12 protein-coding genes and 1 pseudogene are annotated in these 13,866 nt (G+C 70.7%); 6 read left to right on the top strand and 7 right to left on the bottom strand.

Features of this window, described 5'->3' with window-relative positions:
* Nucleotides 1–421: 421 nt before the first annotated feature.
* A complete protein-coding gene (locus WH07_RS13945; RefSeq protein ID WP_046500120.1) occupies nt 422–1,447 on the top strand; it encodes an endonuclease/exonuclease/phosphatase family protein in 1,026 nt (341 codons plus the stop codon).
* Nucleotides 1,448–1,623: 176 nt separating this feature from the next.
* Nucleotides 1,624–2,859, top strand: a complete 1,236-nt coding sequence (locus WH07_RS13950) for an MFS transporter (RefSeq protein WP_046500122.1) — start codon at nt 1,624–1,626, stop codon at nt 2,857–2,859.
* Nucleotides 2,860–3,064: 205 nt separating this feature from the next.
* Here WH07_RS13950 and WH07_RS13955 read toward each other — a convergent pair whose 3' ends face one another.
* Nucleotides 3,065–3,751: a TetR/AcrR family transcriptional regulator gene (locus WH07_RS13955; protein ID WP_046500125.1), complete on the bottom strand. Its 687-nt coding sequence runs from the start codon at nt 3,749–3,751 to the stop codon at nt 3,065–3,067.
* Nucleotides 3,752–3,977: 226 nt separating this feature from the next.
* Here WH07_RS13955 and WH07_RS13960 point away from each other — a divergent pair, with 226 nt between their 5' ends.
* Complete coding sequence (locus tag WH07_RS13960) at nt 3,978–4,535, top strand: hypothetical protein (protein WP_046500127.1); 558 nt, start codon at nt 3,978–3,980, stop codon at nt 4,533–4,535.
* A gap of 318 nt (nt 4,536–4,853) precedes the next feature.
* Here WH07_RS13960 and WH07_RS13965 read toward each other — a convergent pair whose 3' ends face one another.
* The 5 genes from WH07_RS13965 to WH07_RS13985 form a co-directional block, all read right to left on the bottom strand.
* Nucleotides 4,854–6,638 carry an NAD+ synthase gene (locus WH07_RS13965; protein WP_046500129.1) on the bottom strand — a complete coding sequence of 595 codons (1,785 nt, stop codon included), beginning with the start codon at nt 6,636–6,638 and terminating at the stop codon, nt 4,854–4,856.
* 196 nt (nt 6,639–6,834) lie between these two features.
* Nucleotides 6,835–7,260: a CBS domain-containing protein gene (locus WH07_RS13970; RefSeq protein ID WP_046500131.1), complete on the bottom strand. Its 426-nt coding sequence runs from the start codon at nt 7,258–7,260 to the stop codon at nt 6,835–6,837.
* A 194-nt stretch (nt 7,261–7,454) separates the two neighbouring features.
* The gene (locus WH07_RS13975) at nt 7,455–8,240 is read right to left on the bottom strand and encodes a DUF305 domain-containing protein (protein ID WP_046500141.1); all 786 of its coding nucleotides are present in this window, start codon (nt 8,238–8,240) and stop codon (nt 7,455–7,457) included.
* Nucleotides 8,241–8,245: 5 nt separating this feature from the next.
* On the bottom strand, nt 8,246–8,893 hold the full coding sequence (locus WH07_RS13980) for a DUF3105 domain-containing protein (protein ID WP_046500133.1): 648 nt from the start codon (nt 8,891–8,893) through the stop codon (nt 8,246–8,248).
* A gap of 202 nt (nt 8,894–9,095) precedes the next feature.
* A complete protein-coding gene (locus tag WH07_RS13985) occupies nt 9,096–9,557 on the bottom strand; it encodes a hypothetical protein (RefSeq protein WP_046500135.1) in 462 nt (153 codons plus the stop codon).
* Nucleotides 9,558–9,668: 111 nt separating this feature from the next.
* Here WH07_RS13985 and WH07_RS13990 point away from each other — a divergent pair, with 111 nt between their 5' ends.
* Together WH07_RS13990 and glnA are read left to right on the top strand one after the other, a co-directional pair.
* On the top strand, nt 9,669–10,334 hold the full coding sequence (locus WH07_RS13990) for a MarR family winged helix-turn-helix transcriptional regulator (protein WP_079023209.1): 666 nt from the start codon (nt 9,669–9,671) through the stop codon (nt 10,332–10,334).
* Nucleotides 10,335–10,570: 236 nt separating this feature from the next.
* Nucleotides 10,571–11,932: a type I glutamate--ammonia ligase gene (glnA, locus tag WH07_RS13995; RefSeq protein WP_046500137.1), complete on the top strand. Its 1,362-nt coding sequence runs from the start codon at nt 10,571–10,573 to the stop codon at nt 11,930–11,932.
* Between the two features lie 51 nt (nt 11,933–11,983).
* Here the strand turns inward: glnA and WH07_RS14000 are convergent, their stop codons facing one another.
* On the bottom strand, nt 11,984–12,871 hold the full coding sequence (locus WH07_RS14000) for a GNAT family N-acetyltransferase (protein ID WP_079023210.1): 888 nt from the start codon (nt 12,869–12,871) through the stop codon (nt 11,984–11,986).
* A 204-nt stretch (nt 12,872–13,075) separates the two neighbouring features.
* On the opposite strand from WH07_RS14000, the pseudogene WH07_RS14005 reads away from it, so the two are divergent.
* Nucleotides 13,076–13,866 (top strand): annotated as a pseudogene (locus tag WH07_RS14005) (bifunctional [glutamine synthetase] adenylyltransferase/[glutamine synthetase]-adenylyl-L-tyrosine phosphorylase); the annotation flags it as partial.

Raw genomic sequence — 13,866 nt, forward strand, 5'->3', positions numbered from 1 at the left:
CCCCCTGGGCCTCCGCCCGTGAGCGCCCGTCCCCGAGCTCGTCCGTTCGAGGGACGGGAGGGGTAATCCCCGGTACCGTACGGGAGTCGCGGAAGGTACGGGAGGCCGAATCGCCCCCACGACGGACGCGGTCGCGCTGCCCGCAAGGCCACGATCCGGTACAGAGCGGCCCATGTCGGCCCGTACCGGCTCGTATCACGGTGGAACGTCCGGCCTGCCGGACCGATCACACCGGAATCCGGACGGGGCGGGCCATGCGTGATCCGTCACAGCCGCCCGTGATTCGTCCTTGATCGGAACCCGCCGCGCCGCGGTCTTCGTCTCCGGGACAGTAGGGCCGTCCCCCGGCGGCGGAGCAGCGCTCGTAGATCGCCTAGGGTCAGGGGCGGGCGTGCACGGCAAGGCAGTGAGGGCAGCGGACATGACGCAGGAGTACACGGCGCACTCGGTGACGGCGGACGGGGCGGCGCCCCGCACCGGATCCCGCGTCAGAACCCTGCTGGGCCGGTGGCGCCGGGATCCCGGCATCTGGCGGCGCGGCATCATTCTCGCCATCCTGGCCGTACTGGTCGCGCTGCTGATGAGCTTTCACGCGCAGATCCCCAACAGGATCGGCAATCTGGGCAGTCTCATCGAGACCTTCCTGCCCTGGTTCGGGCTGTTCGTTCCGCTGCTTCTGATCCTGGGGCTGGTACGGCGCTCGGCCACCGCGCTGATCGCCCTGCTGCTGCCCGCCGTGGTCTGGCTCAACCTCTTCGGCGGCCTCCTCACCGACAAGTCCGGCGAGGGCGGCGATCTCACCGTCGCCACCCACAATGTCAACGCCGGGAATCCCGACCCCGAGGGCACAGCCCGCACCCTCGCCGAGTCGGGCGTGGACGTCCTGGCGCTGGAGGAGCTGAAGGACAGCGCCGTACCGACGTACGAGAAGGCGCTGTCGGACACCTACGCGTACCACTCCGTGCAGGGCACCGTAGGGCTGTGGAGCAAGTACCCGATGAGCGCCACCGAGCCCGTCGACATCCGGCTCGGCTGGGTCCGCGCGATGCGCTCCACGGTCACCACCCCGAACGGGAAGGTCGCCGTCTATGTGGCGCATCTCCCGTCCGTACGGGTCAAGATGAACGCGGGCTTCACCGCCAACCAGCGCGACGACAGCGCGGACGCCCTGGGCGAGGCCATCTCCCACGAGCAGCTCGACCAGGTGATCCTGCTCGGCGACCTCAACGGCACGATGAACGACCGCTCCCTCAGGGCCGTCACCTCCCAGATGCGCTCCACCCAGGGCGCCGCGGGCCATGGTTACGGCTTCAGTTGGCCGGCGTCGTTCCCGCTGGCACGGATCGACCAGATCATGGTGAAGGGCGTCGAACCGGCCTCGTCCTGGACCCTTCCCCGGACCGACAGCGACCACCTGCCGATCGCGGCCCGGGTCCAGGTGCGCTGAGGACCGGCTCCACGGCCGGTGCCCGGGTCCGTGCGCGGAGCGGTGCGCCGGGCGCAATCCGGAGTTCATCTCCCGGAACAAACGGCCTGAGAGACTTTGTTCAGACGAGGTACTAACTCCTGGTCCCTCACTGCTGGATCCCTCGCGGGTTCCTCACCGCTGAAAGGTCTCTTTTCATGCCCCTGGCCCTGCTCGCCCTCGCTGTGAGCGCCTTCGGCATCGGTACGACCGAGTTTGTGATGATGGGTCTGCTGCCCAATGTCGCGGACGATCTGGGAACGTCCGTGCCCACCGCCGGCCATCTCGTCTCCGCGTACGCCCTCGGCGTCGTCATCGGCGCCCCGCTGCTCACCGCCGTCGGCTCCCGTATCCCGCGCAAGCGGATGCTCCTGCTGCTGATGGCGCTCTTCGTCGTCGGCAATCTCGCCTCCGCGCTCGCGCCGGGCTTCGGCTGGCTGCTGGCGGGCCGGGTGCTCGCCGGGCTGCCGCACGGCGCGTTCTTCGGCGTCGGCGCGGTCGTCGCCGCCCGGATGGTGCGCGAGGGGCGGCAGGCGCGGGCCGTCGCGACCATGTTCCTCGGCCTGACCGTCGCCAATATCGTCGGCGTACCGGCGGCCACCCTGCTCGGCCAGCACCTCGGCTGGCGCGCCACCTTCCTGGTGGTGACCGCGATCGGGCTGCTCTCGCTGGTGGCGCTGGCCCGGCTCGTACCGTACGTACCGCTCGACGCGCACCAGAGCCTCGGCCGGGAGGTGCGTGCCCTCGGGAACCGGCAGGTGCTGCTCGGTCTGGCCACCGCGGTGTTCGGCTTCGCCGGGGTCTTCGCGGTCTACTCGTACCTCGCCTCGATGACCACCGAGGTCATGGGCTTCGGCGAGTCCTCCGTGACGCTCGTCCTCGCGCTGTTCGGCATCGGTATGACACTGGGCGCGCTGGCGGCGGGACCGCTGACCGACCGGGCGCTGCGGCCGACGCTCTACATCTCACTGGCCGCCCTGGCGGCGGTGCTGGTCGGTTTCCGCTTCACGGCGCAGGTGCAGTGGGCGGCGCTGGTGATGGTGGTCCTGCTGGGCGCGATCGGCTTCCTGACCACCACCCCGCTCCAGATGCTCGTCATGAACAAGGCCAAGGACGCCCCGACCCTCGCCTCCGCCTCCAACCACTCGGCCTTCAACCTCGCCAACGCGGGCGGCGCCTGGGCCGGCGGCACGGCGATCGCGGCCGGCTGGGGCTGGATGTCCCCGGCCCTGGTCGGGGCGGTCCTCGCGGTGGTGGGCCTGGCGATCGCGGCAACGGCGGGCCTGCTGGACCGCACCGACAGGGGCGCACCGGCGCGGGCCTCACGGGTGGTGGCGGAGGGGCCCGTACGGCACGGGGAGCGGGCGCTCAGTTCCTCCGCCTCGGACGTGTAGCTCCGACATGTAGCACCGCACACGTCTGCCGGTCGCGAATCCGGCCCTTCGACAGGGGCTCGGCGGATTCGTGACCGGCACTCCGGGACTCCCGGACTCCGGCACTCCCGGACTCCGGTCCGGCGTTTCGCGTGATGCGGCTACGACACTGCGGCCACGAGGCCGCGAGCACGACGACGCACGGCCGGTCGCGCCCCGGCCGTGGCTACGCGCCGGGCGGCGAGCACTCGATGCCGGAGACCGTCGTGGCCACCGAAGGCGTCCGGCCGCCGGGCGCGGGTGCGGCGCCCTCGTCGAGCCCACGGCCGCTGTGGACGCGCAGCAGTCCCTCGATGCCGCGCAGCAGGGTCTCGCCGGCCTGGACGGGGTCGCCGAGATAGCCGGCGCTCATCGCGCCGTCGCGGAGCATGACGTAGTGCCGTCCGGCGTGTTCGGCGGGCGCGTCCGCGGTCCCGGCGAACAGTCCGGTGATCGTCTCCAGGTACCACTCGCGGTGCCGCACGACGGCCCGGTGGACCGGGTGGCCGGGAGCGGGGAATTCCGCCGCCGCGTTGAGGAAGGCGCATCCGCGGTAGCCGGGCGACCGGATCTGCTCGACCAGGGACGCGCCGATGCCCCTCAGGATGCCGTCGGCCGGCTGGTCCGCGGCCGTCAGGGAGCCGATCTGGGCGCGGATCGCCTGGTCGACGCTGCTGATATAGGCGAGGACGAGGTCCTCTTTGCTGCGGAAGTGACGGTAGAAGGTGGCGTTGGTGACCTTCGACTCGGCGACCAGGCGGTCGACGCCCACCGCGTGGATGCCCTCCGCGTAGAAGAGCTGCCCGGCGGTCCTCAGGAGCCGCTCGCGCGCCGCGGAGACCTTTCTGCCGGTGCCCACTTCCGTCTGTGTCATATCGCTCACCGTAGCAGGCGGAAGTCCCGGATGTAGAACGTTCTCTCTTGTTCTGGCGGCAGGAGTGTGCCAGGCTGCGTCACGAGGAAGAGAGATCGTTCTCTCTACTTCGAAAAGTGCTTCGGCTTCCCGCGATTCGTCATGCCGTCGACCCGACCGAGCAGGCGGGCCGCGGCACGCGCTGACGCACTGTTCGTACCCATTCCCGCACTCACTGGAGAACTCCATGACATCCGTCGCCACCGCCCAGCACGTCGGTGCCACGGCCGCCCTGCGCCGGCTGTACGTCGCCCGCTTCGTCTTCGCCGTCGTGTGGGCGGCGCTCCTGCTGGTGTCCGGCTCGGACCTCACCACAGGGGCCAGGCTGCTGCTGTTCCTCTATCCCGCCTTCGACGTGGTCGCGGCCGTCGTCGACGCCAGGTCGGCGCGTGCCGCCGGGTCGGTGAAGGGCCTGTACGCCAACATGGCCGTCAGCGCGCTCGCCGCCGTCGGCGTCGCGGTCGCCGGCGCCTCGGGCACCGCCGACGTGCTGCGCGTCTGGGGTGCGTGGGCGATCGTCTCCGGACTGGTCCAGCTTCTCGTGGGCGTCGCGCGCCGGCCGCTGGGCGGCCAGTGGGCCATGATCGTCAGCGGCGGCATCTCGGTGCTGGCCGGCGCGTCCTTCATCCGCGGCGCCTCGCAGGACAACCCTTCGCTGACCACCCTCGCCGGCTACGCCACGCTCGGAGGGATCTTCTTCCTCGTATCGGCGATCCGCCTGTCGCGCTCGACGGCCAGGGGCTGACCGATGCCGGCCGAGGCCGAGGCCGCGGCCACCGGGCACGGCGCGCGAGCCGCGACGTGCCCGGCAAGGCCTGACCCCGAGACAGGCCGGTGCGGCGGACGGCGTTCCGCCTGCGCCTCGCTACGACGGCAGGCCAGGGGCAACTGCGGCCCGGCGCCCGGGCTTTGCTCGGCCATCCCGCCTTTCCGCGCCACCGGCGCGAGATGCGCCCGCGCGCCTGGGCATGCGCCGCCCCGCCGTCGGACAACCTGCGGTCCCGACCCGACGCCGACCACCGCCTTGCGCGCGCCGCGGCGTCGGCCTGGCCCATCCCCGGCCTCAGCCGCCCTGGTGCGGCGATTCGCGCCAGCGGTTGGTGATCGGGAGGCGGCGGTCCTTGCCGAAGCCCTTTGCCGAGATCTTGGTGCCCGGCGGGTACTGGCGCCGCTTGTATTCCGCCGTGTCCACCATCCGCAGCGTCCGCGCGACCAGCTCCGCGTCGAAACCGGCCGCCACGATCGCGTCCTTGCCCTGGTCCCGGTCGACGTACAGCTCCAGGATCCGGTCCAGTACGTCGTAGTCCGGCAGCGAGTCCGTGTCGACCTGGCCGGGGCGCAGTTCGGCGCTCGGCGGCTTGGAGATCGAGTTCTCCGGGATCGGCGGGGTCTGGCCGCGCTCCTCGGCGGCGCGGTTGCGCCAGCGGGCGAGCCGGAAGACCGAGGTCTTGTAGAGGTCCTTGATCGGGCCGTACGCCCCGACGGCGTCGCCGTACAGCGTCGAATACCCCACCGCCAGCTCGGACTTGTTGCCCGGCGCGAGCACGATCTGACCCTCCTGATTGGAGAGGGCCATCAGCATCGTGCCGCGCAGCCGGGCCTGGAGGTTCTCCTCCGCGAGCCCGGTGAGCGCGAGTGAGCCCATGTACGCGTCGAACATCGGCTCGATGGGGATCGTACGGAAGTTGAGTCCGGTACGGCGGGCCAGCTCGGCCGCGTCGCCCTTGGAGTGGTCCGAGGAGTACTTGGACGGCATGGCCACGCCGTACACGTTCTGCGCGCCGACCGCGTCACAGGCGATGGCGGCGACGAGCGCGGAGTCGATGCCGCCGGAGAGGCCGATCAGGACGGAGCGGAAGCCGTTCTTGGCGACATACGCGCGCAGGCCCACGACCAGTGCCGAGTACACCTCCTCGTCGTCCTCGAGGCGGTCCGCGTAACCCCCGGACACCTCGAGCTCGTACGCCGGGAGGGGTTCCTCGGAGAGCACGACCCGGTCGATCCTCAGCCCGTCGTCGACAACGCGTCCATGAGCGGCTCCGCCGCTCGCGGGCTCGGCTGAGGCGGCCGGCAGATCGAGGTCCAGCACCACGCAGCCCTCGGCGAACTGCGGTGCCCGCGCGACGACTTCGCCGTCCTTGTCGACGACGATCGAGTCGCCGTCGAAGACCAGCTCGTCCTGGCCGCCGATCATCGCGAGATACGCGGTGGTGCACCCGGCCTCCTGGGCACGTTTGCGCACCAGTTCAAGCCGGGTGTCGTCCTTCTCGCGCTCGTACGGAGAGGCGTTGATGGAGACCAGCAGCCCGGCCCCGGCGGACCGCGCGGCCGGCACCCGGCCGCCGTCCTGCCAGAGGTCCTCGCAGATCGCGAGCGCGATGTCGACCCCATGGACCCGGACGACGGGCATGGTGTCACCCGGCACGAAATAGCGGAACTCGTCGAAGACGCCGTAGTTGGGCAGGTGGTGCTTGGCGAAGGTCAGCACGACCGCGCCGCGGTGCAGGACCGCGCCGGCGTTCTGCGGGGCGCCCGCGGGCTGGCCGTACCGCGGCTGGGCCTTCTCGGAGCGGTCGAGATAGCCGACCACGACGGGCAGCTCCCCGAACCCCTCCTCGTCGAGCCGGACCGCGAGCGCGCGCAGGGCGGCTCGGGACGCCTCGACGAAGGACGAGCGCAGGGCGAGATCCTCGACGGGATAGCCGGTCAGCATCATCTCGGGGAAGGCGACGACATGCGCGCCCTGCTCGGCGGCGTGCCGGGTCCAGTGCACGATCGCCTCGGCGTTCGCGGCGAGATCGCCGACGGTCGAGTCGATCTGATTCAGGGCGAGACGTAGTTGAGGCACGGGCCCAGTGTAATCGTCTGACTGACGCGATGTCCCGGGGTGCGGGATGTGGGGCGGCCCACTCGCACAGGTCGCCCACCCGCACGGGACAGCGACCCACTCACACGGGGCGGCCCACTCGCACGGGACAGCGGCCCACTCGCACGGGGCGAGCGGGCTGCGGTTCCTTGATCGCGAGTCGCGGTACGGCGACGGGTCAGCGGTTCGTGGACGCGTAGACCTGCTCGGCCCACGCCCCGACCTGCTCGTCGCTGAGATGGCGGGCCAGATCGGCCTCGCTGATCATGCCGACCAGCCGCTTGTCCTCGATCACCGGAAGCCGGCGGATCTGGTGGCCCTGCATTTCGTACAGCACATCCTCCACATCCGCGTCCGACTCGATCCAGCGCGGCGTGCCGTGCGCCATCTCGCCTGCGGTGGTCTGCGCCGGGTCATGGCCCATGGCCACACAGCCCACGACGATGTCGCGGTCGGTGAGTATGCCGGTCAGCCGCTCGTTCTCGTCGGCTATGGGGAGCGCGCCCACATTGAGCCTGCGCATGACCTGCGCGGCACGGTCGAGGGTCTCGTGGGCCGGGATCCACTGGGCTCCCGGGTGCATGATGTCTTTGGCGGTGGTCATCGGACTCATGCCTCCTGAGTGGTGTCGCGTGCGTTCCGTCCACCCCGAGTCAGCTCCATCATCATGCAGCCGTTCGGGTGACGCGACCGCTGCGCGCGTTCCCACGCGGTACGGGTGCGCACGGCCCGGGTACGCGCAGGGGCCGCGGGTTCGTCGTCACGAACCAGCGGCCCCCGGATCTGCCCGTACGAGGATCAGCTCGCGGTACGGGGCTTCGCGCCGCGTGCCTTGAGCAGGTCCGCCATCAGCCGCATCTCCGACTGCTGGGCCGCGACCATCCCCTCGGCCAGATCCTTCTCCGTACCGTCCTCGCACCGCTGGACACAGCCGCGCGCCATGGCCACGCCGCCCATGTGGTGGTCGGTCATGAGCTGGAGATAGAGGATCTCGGCCTGCTTGCCGCGCGCCTTCCCGAGCTGCTCCAGCTCGGTCTTGGTGGCCATGCCGGGCATCAGCGAGCCGTCGCGGACCTCATGGCCGGCGCTGCCGTGATCCATGCCCTCCATGCCCTCCATGTCCGTCCCGCTGTCCATTCCGCTGTGGTCGCCGGAGCCCATGTCCATACCGGCATCGGCATCGGCATTGGCGTCGGCGTCGGTACCGGCTTCCGGAGCCATCCAGGCCATCGGCTCCCGGCCCGCCTCCACCTTCGGCAGCCCCCACATGTCCAGCCACCCCAGCAGCATCCCGCGCTGGTTCGCCTGCGTGTTGGCGATGTCGTACGCCAGCCGGCGCACCTCTTCGTCGTCCGTGCTGTCCCGGACGATGAAGGACATCTCCACCGCCTGCTGATGGTGGACCGCCATGTCACGGGCGAAGCCCGCGTCCGCGGAGTCCGCCGACGGGGTACGGTCGTCCGCCCCCGCCCCGCTGTCGCGCCCCGCGGACGCCACCGTCGCCGTACCGGCGAACAGCAGCGCCAGGACGACCGCGGTGATCGCCGCCCACTGGGTGCGGGTGACCGAGCGCGCGGCGCTCATCGCGCTCACTGCGCGCCCATTCCGCCCGTGCAGGCCGCGCCCGGCTCAGGGGTCTGCGGGCCCTGGACGTACTTCGTGAAGAACTGGTCCACCCGCGGGTCGTCCGCCTTCTCCACCGAGACCTGCTTGCCCCAGGCGCTCAGCATGATCGTGCCGGTCTGCTCCTTGAGCGGGCTCATGAAGGAGTACGGGGTCTTCCCGACCTTCTCGGCGAGCGCCTCCACATCGGCGTCGGCGGCCTTGTCGTTGTAGGTGACCCAGACCGCGCCGTGCTCCAGCGAGTGCACGGCGTTGACGTCCGGGATCGCCTCCTTGTAGACGTCGCCCTGGCAGTTCATCCACACCTGGTTGTGGTCACCGCCCACCGGAGGTGTCATCGGGTAGGTGACGGGCGTGGTGACATGGTTGCGGCCGAGCTTCTTGGCGTCCCAGGACTTCTCGTCCTTGACGGGCGCCTTGGCCGCCGCCTGCTGCTCCTCCTTCTTGTCGGACTCCTTGTTGAGGATGAAGGCGCCGAAACCGACGAGGGCGACCACCACGACGGCGCTCACCGTGATCGTGATGATGCGGCTGCGCCTTTCACGGGCGTGCTCGGCCCGGCGCATCTCCTCTATTCGGGCCCTGCGTTCGGCGGACTGGGACTTGGAAGCCATGGTGTATGTCCTTCTGCGACAACTGCGGAACGGAACGCGGATAAACACGGAACGCGGATACGGAACGCGGATATACGCAGACGCGGATAAACGCGGGTGACTGCGGAACAGCGCGACGTGCTGGATGAGAACCGGGATCCCGGCACTCCCGGTGCTCCGAATGCGGTGCTCCTGGTGCGGGGTGCGGGCCCGGCCGGGTCCGTTACGTGCGCAGCACTTGAAGGACGTGAAGGTCCGGCGCGCGGGCGTGCGCTCCGGAGCGCGGCGCCTGGCCGGTGGGGTACGGAAGTGTGCGCGGCGGAAGCTGTACACCGGCGGCGAGCGGCGGGGCCGGCGGCGGCACGGTGAGGACGGCCGGGCTGTGGTGTGCGAAGAGGCCGCAGTCACCGCCGTCGTACGGGCAGGTGAACCGGGCCTCGGCATGGTGGCGTACGGTGGTGGCCCGCCCGGCGGAGCCGCCCGCCCCGGTGTTGGTGGCGGCCGTGCTCACGGCGGCGGGGGAACCGTTCCTGCCGTGACCCCCTGCCGTACCGCGCCCCGAGTCCACGGCGGAGCCGGACCCGGGTGCCAGGCAGATGAAGAGCGCCGCGTACAGCGTCGCCACGGCGCTCACCAGAGCCGTGGGACGCGTGCTGCGTATGTGGCCGCGCCGCGTACCCCCCATGGGCGCGATCGTAGTGCGTGCACCCCCGGTCAGCAGCAGTGAGGAGCCGTTGTGCGGTTCCTTGGGCTCCCGAGACGGTACGAACCGGACGGTAGCGCGGTACAAAGAGGCATGGCCGACCATCCGGAGCCGCCCGTCGGCCCGCAGGACACCGACTGTCCGACGGGTCCGGAGGGGGCGTGCGCCGGCGCGGACGACAGGGACGCGGGTGCCGACGGCAGGGCCGTCGGCACGGGCGGCACGGGCGATACGGACGCCGACGCCGTGACGCATGCCGTGCTGGCCGCGTCCCGGCTGCTGGTCGCCGTGTCCGCCCGCTCCCTCGCGGCGGTCGAGGAGCGCGTCGGCGAACGCGTCACCCTCCCGCAGTACCGCCTCCTGGCCGTCCTCGCCGCCCACGGCGACGCCAAACTGGTGGAGATCGCCGACCGGCTCGGGGTCAACCCCTCGACCGCCATGCGCATGCTCGACCGCCTGATCGCGGCGGGTCTGGCCAGCAGGCAGAGCAACCCCGACAACCGCCGTGTGACGATGCTGCGGCTGACCCCGGCGGGCCGCGAACTGGTCGAGGAGGTCACGGCCGCGCGCCACCGCGAGATCGCCGCGATCGTCGGGCGGCTGACCCCCGGAGAGCGTACGGCCCTGGTCCGGGCGCTGACCGCGTTCACCGAGGCGGGCAGGGGATGGACCGTACGGGGCGAGGACACCGAGCCGTACCCCCTGGGCTGGTCGGACACCCACACCGGCCACGCGCCGAGGGCGAGGCACGGGCCGTGAGCGGGCCATGGGCCACGAGGCGCCTCTTCAGCACCATAGGTTGCGGTTGCCTGTTACGTGGGCACCAGTCGTACGGGCACTATGGGCAGGTAACCCGTACACGCGCACGATGCGGAGCGTTGGACGGGGGTTCGCAACGTGCCCGAAATCGTGTGGTGGGATGCTCGTGTGCCCCAGGGTGCCCCGCGGCATGGGAGCAGGTGGCCTGACCAGCAAGGATGGGTAGGACGGCTAATATGGACAAGCAGCAGGAATTCGTGCTCCGTACGCTTGAGGAGCGCGACATCCGCTTCGTACGCCTGTGGTTCACCGACGTGCTCGGCTTCCTGAAGTCGGTCGCGGTCGCGCCCGCCGAGCTGGAGCAGGCCTTCGACGAGGGCATGGGCTTCGACGGCTCGGCCATCGAGGGATTCGCTCGTGTGTACGAGTCCGACATGATCGCCAAGCCCGATCCGGGTACGTTCCAGATACTGCCCTGGCGTGCCGAGGCTCCCGGGACCGCGCGGATGTTCTGCGACATCCTGATGCCCGACGGCTCGCCGTCCTTCGCGGACCCGCGTTTCGTGCTCAAGCGGATGCTGGCCAGGACCTCGGATCTGGGATTCACCTTCTACACCCACCCCGAGATCGAGTTCTTTCTGCTGAAGCACAAGCCGGTGGACGGCACCCGCCCCACCCCCGCGGACAGCTCGGGCTATTTCGACCACACCCCGCAGAACGTCGGTATGGATTTCCGGCGCCAGGCCATCACGATGCTGGAATCGATGGGCATCTCGGTGGAGTTCAGCCACCATGAGGGCGCCCCGGGCCAGCAGGAAATCGATCTGCGGTACGCGGACGCGCTGTCGACGGCGGACAACATCATGACGTTCCGTCTGGTGATGAAGCAGGTCGCGCTGGAGCAGGGCGTGCAGGCGACCTTCATGCCGAAGCCGTTCTCCGAATACCCGGGCTCGGGCATGCACACGCACCTCTCCCTTTTCGAGGGCGACCGGAACGCGTTCTACGAATCGGGCGCGGAATACCAGCTCTCCAAGGTCGGCCGTTCCTTCATCGCCGGTCTGCTGAAGCACGCGGCGGAGATCTCGGCCGTCACCAACCAGTGGGTCAACTCGTACAAGCGCATCTGGGGCGGCTCCAGCCGCACCGCGGGCTCGGGCGGCGAGGCCCCCTCGTACATCTGCTGGGGCCACAACAACCGCTCCGCGCTGATCCGCGTCCCGATGTACAAGCCCGGCAAGACGGGCTCGGCCCGGGTGGAGGTCCGCTCGATCGACTCGGGCGCCAACCCCTATCTGACCTACGCGGTACTCCTCGCCGCCGGCCTCAAGGGCATCGAAGAGGGCTACGAACTCCCGGCCGGCGCCGACGACGACGTCTGGGCCCTCTCCGACTCCGAACGCCGCGCCATGGGCATCGAACCCCTCCCGCAGAACCTCGGCGAGGCGATCACCCTCATGGAACGCAGCGAACTGGTCGCGCAGACCCTGGGCGAGCATGTCTTCGACTTCTTCCTCCGCAACAAGAAGCAGGAATGGGAGGAGTACCGCAGCGAGGTCACGGCCTTCGAACTGCGGAAGAACCTCCCGGTGCTCTGAGACACCAGTCGACGTTCCGGGCGAGCCGATCAGGCCTGCCCGGAACGGATGTCAACGGGATGCCCCTCGTCCCTCCACAAATGTCGCCGTTCGGCGGAAGCCCAGGCGGGCGTAGAGGCGGGCCACCGTTTCGTCCGTCGTGCAGAGGAAGACCGTCCGCAGTCCCAGAGCCCGCGCTTCTGCTGCCAGGGCCGCCGTCACCGCGAGGGCGAGTCCGCGGCGGCGGGCGGCCGGGAGGGTGGCCACGGCGCAGATCTCGGTTGTGCCGGCCGCGGTGCCGGGGAGCAGGCCCGAGCTGAGTGCGACTCCGTGCTCCACCGCCGCGACCAGCGTGGTGCGGCCCGCGCGGACGCGGGCCGCCGTTCTGGCTATGTCGGCCTGGCGTACGCGTACCGCCTCGGCCAGCCTCTCCGTGCCCGTCGCGCCGACGGCCGTCCCGAGTTCGGCGAACGCGAGGTGGGGGGTGACGACGGCGGTGGAGAGGGCCGGGTCGTCCGCGGTGAGGGTACGGACCGTCACCCCATCGGGTACGTTGCGGGCCGCCGCGACCGGTGCCGGGGTGTCCTCCGGGAGCACCAACAGGGGGCGTTCGTCGAGCGTCAGCCCGGCCTGCCCGGCGGCGGCACGCAGCCCCGGCGCTGAGTCGTCGACCCACTCGAAGACTTCCGGAACACCCAGTTCGCGTTGCCGGGCACGGACGCGGTCGACGTCGTCGGCGGTGACCGTATGGCCTCGCCAGCCACGGGTCGGGCGCGCGTGGAGCGGCGGGCCGCCGTCCCGTACGAAGAGCGTCAGCGGACCGAAGTCCTCGGCCCGGGCGTCGAGCCTGGGAAGGGCGTCCTGGTAGTGATCGATGCGGTCCAGCAGGCCGCCCAGCAGGTCGCCCAGCGGGTCGCCCGGATCGTCGGCCGGGCCGCTCACGTCGTCGGTGTGCGTCATGCCCGGCAGGGAATCACCCTTCTGTGTGGTGCGACCAGCCATTTTCGTCCGTGGCGGTGACGATCCGGATGATCACGTCCGGTGACGGCCGGAGAAAGCAGATTTTCTCGTACGCCGCCCTCCGTGCCGACAAGCCCTAGGCTCGAATCCTGGAGTCGGCCGGACCGGCCGGCGGATGCACGGGTCGTGGACAGGAGACGGCGTATGACGGTGCCGGGACGCAGGAGCAGTACGTTCATCCGCCTGCTGCGGCACGGCTTCACCGATCCCTCCGCCGCCGAGCGGCTTCTCGACGCGCCCGAGATGGCGCCCGTACGGTCGGATCCCCTGCTCCTCGACGCGTTCGGCGTCACCGCCGACCCCGATCTCGCGCTGCGCGGGCTCGTACGGCTCGTCGAGGCGCAGAAGCCCGACGAGCGGACGATGCTGCTGGACACCCTGGTGACGGCCAAGCCGCTGCGGGACCGGCTGCTCGGGGTGCTCGGCGCGTCCGAGGCGCTCGGCGACCATCTCGCCAGGCACCCCAAGGACTGGCACGCCCTGGTCACCTATGAGCTGTCCGATCTGCATCCGGGCGTCGACGAGTTCGAGCGCGCGCTGGCCGGCGCCGACGACCCGGTCTCGCTGCGGATCGCGTACCGCCGCTGCCTGCTGGCCATAGCGGCCAGGGACGTCTGCGGTACGACGGATGTGGCCCAGACCGCCGCCGAACTGGCCGACCTGGCCACCGCGACCCTGCGCGCCGCTCTCGCGATCGCCAAGGCTGCCGCGCCCGAGGACGCCGCCGCGTGCCGGCTCGCGGTCATCGCGATGGGCAAGTGCGGCGGCCACGAGCTGAACTACGTGTCCGATGTGGACGTCATCTTCGTGGCGGACGTCGCGGAGGCTCCCGCCGTCGGCGACACCGCTTCCGGCGGCGACGCCGCGTCCGCCGACGTCCCTGCGTCCGCCGACGTCCCTGCGTCCGCCGACGTCCCTGCGTCCGCCGACGTCCC

The sequence above is a fragment of the Streptomyces odonnellii genome (assembly GCF_000981895.1).
GTDB classification, from domain to species: domain Bacteria; phylum Actinomycetota; class Actinomycetes; order Streptomycetales; family Streptomycetaceae; genus Streptomyces; species Streptomyces odonnellii.

Excerpts from the sequence above, each read along its gene's own strand:
- WH07_RS13945 (WP_046500120.1), top strand. The coding sequence starts at position 422 with ATGACGCAGGAGTACACGGCGCACTCGGTGACGGCGGACGGGGCGGCG.
- WH07_RS13950 (WP_046500122.1), top strand. The coding sequence starts at position 1,624 with ATGCCCCTGGCCCTGCTCGCCCTCGCTGTGAGCGCCTTCGGCATCGGT.
- WH07_RS13955 (WP_046500125.1), bottom strand. The coding sequence starts at position 3,751 with ATGACACAGACGGAAGTGGGCACCGGCAGAAAGGTCTCCGCGGCGCGC.
- WH07_RS13960 (WP_046500127.1), top strand. The coding sequence starts at position 3,978 with ATGACATCCGTCGCCACCGCCCAGCACGTCGGTGCCACGGCCGCCCTG.
- WH07_RS13970 (WP_046500131.1), bottom strand. The coding sequence starts at position 7,260 with ATGACCACCGCCAAAGACATCATGCACCCGGGAGCCCAGTGGATCCCG.
- WH07_RS13975 (WP_046500141.1), bottom strand. The coding sequence starts at position 8,240 with ATGAGCGCCGCGCGCTCGGTCACCCGCACCCAGTGGGCGGCGATCACC.
- WH07_RS13980 (WP_046500133.1), bottom strand. The coding sequence starts at position 8,893 with ATGGCTTCCAAGTCCCAGTCCGCCGAACGCAGGGCCCGAATAGAGGAG.
- WH07_RS13985 (WP_046500135.1), bottom strand. The coding sequence starts at position 9,557 with ATGGGGGGTACGCGGCGCGGCCACATACGCAGCACGCGTCCCACGGCT.
- WH07_RS13990 (WP_079023209.1), top strand. The coding sequence starts at position 9,669 with ATGGCCGACCATCCGGAGCCGCCCGTCGGCCCGCAGGACACCGACTGT.
- glnA (WP_046500137.1), top strand. The coding sequence starts at position 10,571 with ATGGACAAGCAGCAGGAATTCGTGCTCCGTACGCTTGAGGAGCGCGAC.
- WH07_RS14000 (WP_079023210.1), bottom strand. The coding sequence starts at position 12,871 with ATGACGCACACCGACGACGTGAGCGGCCCGGCCGACGATCCGGGCGAC.